The sequence below is a fragment of the Salinivirga sp. genome (genome assembly GCF_035268865.1).
Classification (GTDB): Bacteria; Bacteroidota; Bacteroidia; order Bacteroidales; family Salinivirgaceae; genus Salinivirga.
Genome location: NZ_DATFKB010000185.1, coordinates 1 through 4,366 on the forward strand (window position 1 = coordinate 1; position 4,366 = coordinate 4,366).

Sequence of the window (4,366 nt, forward strand, 5' to 3'; positions counted from 1 at the left end):
AGGTAAGCTAGTGGCCTATTTTCTGACCAACTCAGTGGGAATATTAACTGATGCTCTGGAGAGTACTGTTAATGTAGCAACCGGATTTATTACACTTTACAGTATTTATGTAGCAACCAAACCACAGGATGAAAATCATCCGTACGGGCATGGAAAAGCTGAGTTTTTATCGGCATCAGTAGAAGGATTTCTGATAATCATTGCAGGTATTATAATTATTTATGAAGCCGTAAAACGCCTTTTCCTGCCAGCCGAAATATTACAACTAGACATTGGAATAGTGATTGTTGCTGTAGCCGGATTATTTAATTACTTACTGGGTTGGTACAGCATACGAACAGGAAAAAAACATAATTCAATTGCATTAATATCCGGAGGTAAACACCTGCAATCCGATACTTACTCTTCCATTGGACTTGTTGCAGGTCTGCTCATCTTATATTTCACAGGTGAAGTGTGGCTAGACAGTTTAATTGCCCTCATCTTTGGTACCATTATCATAATAACCGGAATCAGAATCTTGAAAGAGACCACATCGCACCTAATGGATGAAGCCGACTTTGAACTGATTAAACAATTCAGGAATGTAATAAAAGAGCATAAAAGCGATACCTGGATTGATATCCATAATTTTAAACTGGTAAAATACGGAAATGCTTATCATATAAATTGTGACCTGGTTCTACCCTATTTTCTGAATCTTGCACAGGCCCATGATGAAGGTGAAAAATTAAAAAAACTGGTTGTAGATAGCTTTTCAGAAGAAATTATTTTTAATCTGCATATAGATGAATGTTTTAAATTATATTGTAAAAATTGCAAACAAGAGAACTGCCCGGCCAGGCAAGAAAAATTTATTGAAGAAGCTGATTTTGATCTGAAAAAGTTTATAAATGAAAAACCTGAGGAAAAGGTTTAAATTATAATGATTAACTCAATCAGTCTTTAAATGTAGGTAGACGCCATTGCTAAATAATAAATTTTGTAGTGGCAACTTTTCGTAAAAAAGTAAAGTATGGAAAAACTTATCGATCAAATAATTTCCCTGGCATTACCCGGAATAATACTGCTTATATTAATTCTTTTTTTAATCTTAAACAGCTGGTTATTTAACCGCTTAAAAAGACCAACAAATACTTTCCAGGTAATAAAGAACTCCATTGCAGCATTCATTGTTTTGGCAGGCATACTGGCTATAATACTCACATTACCGATCACCCAGGAAGCAAAAGGGCAAATACTCAGTTTTCTTGGTATTATTGTTAGTGCAGGTATTGCCTTAAGTTCTACTACTGTTTTGGGAAATCTTATTGCAGGCATTATGAACAACTCGATGAAACGCTTTAGCAATGGAGATCTCATAAAAATAGGAGATTTGCAGGGCCGCGTTGTTAGAAGAAGTGCCTTTCATACCGAAATACAACTGGAGGACAGTAATTTTGTAACCATTCCAAATTTACACATTGCATCGAACCCGGTAAAATTAACGCGAAAAACCAACACAGTTATTTCCACCACAGTATCACTGGGTTATGATGTGCCTCGCCAAAAAATTGAAGAGGCTCTTAAAGAGGCTGCTCTTGAAGCAAAATTAAAAGACCCGTATGTTTATATTTTAGAGTTGGGCGACTTTTCTGTAGTGTATAAAATCCATGGATTCCTAACCGACAGCACTTTATTCTTCAGTACCTCATCGCTACTCAATGCAAAAGTAATGGATGTATTGCATCAGAAAAAAATTGAAATTGTATCACCAACTTTCATGAACCAAAGACGGACAGATGATAACATATTTATACCCAAAACCATCATTGACAAACCACCTGAAACTAAAGAAAAGACACCTGAGGAGCTTATTTTTGATGAAGCTATTGAGGCTGGCGAAATAGAAAAAAAGAAAAACAACCTCAAAAAACTTGATGCAAGAAAAGAGGAGTTGCAGGCTAGTCTTAAATCAGAAAAAGACGAAAAACAAAAAGAAGTTATCAAGGCTGCCCTAGCACGCATCGAAAATTTAAAAACAAAAATTGAAGCGCATATTAAGGCCGAAAATGAGAAGAATAAAGATTAGAAGTCAATTTGCCGGTTAATCGCAAAAGCCAATAACCTTGAAAATTAGTTGATATAATGCAGACCTACGCTTTTCTTACGTGAATATGCATGCTTTATAACCAAATATGCTACATTAATAATATTCCGCAATTCGCATAAAGGCTTCGAAATGGTGGTTTGTTTATAGAGCGACTCAGTTTCGTTGTAAATGGTCCACAAACGATCATAGGCACGCTGCAATCTTACTTCACTTCGCACAATTCCCACATAAACACTCATTATTTGCTGCACCTCCTTTAAACTTTGGGTAATGAGCACCATCTCTTCAGGATGCGAAGTTCCCTCATCGTTCCAGTCAGGAATTCCCTCCTTAAATTCTATATTACCTATATTTTTGGCAGCATGGTCAACTGCCCAGTGCGCATACACCAGCCCCTCAAGTAAGCTATTTGATGCCAGTCGATTAGCACCATGCAGACCCGTATTAGATGTTTCGCCCGCAGCATAAAGATTCTTTATCGACGTTCTTCCATTTAAATCAACCTTCACCCCACCACAAATATAATGTGCTGCAGGTGTCACCGGAATTGGATCTTTGGTGATGTCGATATTGAGGCTTAAGCACTTTTTATGAATGTTGGGAAAATGCTCCACCAGACTTTTCGAATCGAGATGCGAGCAATCGAGCCAAACATGATCATCACCACTGGTTTTTATTTCATTGTCGATGGCTCGCGCTACAATATCTCGTGGCGCCAAACAACCACGTTCATCGTATTTGTGCATAAACTCTTTGCCATCGAGCGTACGTAAAATACCGCCGAAGCCCCGCACAGCTTCAGAGATCAAAAAGGCAGGTCTTTCGCCGGGGTTGTATAATGATGTGGGGTGAAACTGAACAAATTCCATATTATCGACAATACCTTTGGCGCGATAAGTCATGGCAATGCCATCGCCCGTTGCAGAAAGCGGATTAGTAGTGTTCATGTATAAATTACCTGCACCACCACTGGCCAACATAGTAGTTTTGGCCAAAATTGTTTTCACATTACCTTGTTTTATGTCCAGCACATAAGCTCCATAACATTCAGTATCTGTATGATGTCGCTTTACCAGCTGCCCCAAATGATGCTGTGTAATCAGGTCGATGGCAAAGTATTCTTCATAAATCGTAATGGCCTCGTTGCTTTTAACCTCCTCAAGCAGCGCTCTATGAATCTCGTACCCCGTATTATCTTTATGATGTAAAATACGATTCTTTGAATGTCCGCCCTCTTTTGCAAGCTCGAAGCCCCCCGTATTGAGCTTATCGAAATTAGTACCAAGCTCCACCAATTCATTTATATATGGAGGTGCTGCAGCCACAACTTTCTTTACAACATCCTCATCAGACATTTCAGCACCGGCAATCATGGTATCTTGCACATGCTGATCAAAACTATCGTCTGGCGATGTAACAGCTGCGATACCGCCCTGGGCGTAGACTGTGTTATTATCGTCAAGAACACCTTTTGACAATAGTATTACTTTGCCAAATTTTGATGCCTTTAATGCCATGGTCAAACCGGCCAGGCCACTACCAATAATTAAAAAATCCGTTTTTTTCCTCATTATTGTCTGTTTTTATCAGCTGGCCAACCTCTAATAGTGGACAAACATTTTCATTGCCCTGGTCCGATTTATCAGTTAGTTGACTAAACTGTTTATGCGCTTTTGCTCAACGAACAAAATTACACATTTAACGAAAATTCGCGAAATAAAACCTGCTTTTTAGTATTAACCCGTAAAGAACTTCACTTATCCATAACAAATAAAACCAATTGAAAACATCATTTATGGCACAGGCTTCAAACTCGCCCCCTGGATGGAATTTTGATCTTGTTATGTAAACTCAAATCCCAATCCCACCTCATGAAAGCAAAAAAGTGAGCATTGAATCTTTACTCTATACTCACACTCTTAACTAATTTCGTGACTCCGGCGGGATTAGGCTCGTCTCCCGCAAACCCAATCACACAGGCTCCTCGTGATCCCGCCTAATGGGCTAACAGGCAACTTCATTTACATAAAAATAAAGGCCTCTACCTTTCGGTAAAAGCCTTTTCGTGACTCCGGCGGGATTAGGCTCGTCTCCCACAAACCCAATCCCACCAGCCGCTCGTGATCACGCCTACCGGGCTGACAGGCAATAAATTTCCCTAAAAAATTAAAGGCTTCTACCAATCGGTAAAAGCCTTTTCGTGACTCCGGCGGGATTAGGCTCGTCTCGCACCAGGACAGCCAGCCCCCATAGCCGCTCGTGATCCCGCCTGTC

At 39.5% G+C, this 4,366-nt stretch carries 4 protein-coding genes; 2 read left to right on the forward strand and 2 right to left on the reverse strand.

Annotated elements, in window-relative coordinates; all coding sequences use genetic code 11:
• Nucleotides 1-919 (forward strand): cation diffusion facilitator family transporter (locus VJ937_RS11080; protein ID WP_324067066.1); only part of this gene is annotated, 919 nt, incomplete at its 5' end.
• Between the two features lie 96 nt (nt 920-1,015).
• The gene (locus VJ937_RS11085; RefSeq protein WP_324067068.1) at nt 1,016-2,071 is read left to right on the forward strand and encodes a mechanosensitive ion channel family protein; all 1,056 of its coding nucleotides are present in this window, start codon (nt 1,016-1,018) and stop codon (nt 2,069-2,071) included.
• Between the two features lie 44 nt (nt 2,072-2,115).
• On the opposite strand, the gene nadB is transcribed toward VJ937_RS11085, so the two are convergent.
• Nucleotides 2,116-3,663, reverse strand: a complete 1,548-nt coding sequence (gene nadB / locus VJ937_RS11090) for an L-aspartate oxidase (RefSeq protein WP_324067070.1) — start codon at nt 3,661-3,663, stop codon at nt 2,116-2,118.
• A 450-nt stretch (nt 3,664-4,113) separates the two neighbouring features.
• The coding region (locus VJ937_RS11095; protein WP_324067072.1) for a hypothetical protein at nt 4,114-4,366 on the reverse strand (253 nt) is incomplete at its 5' end.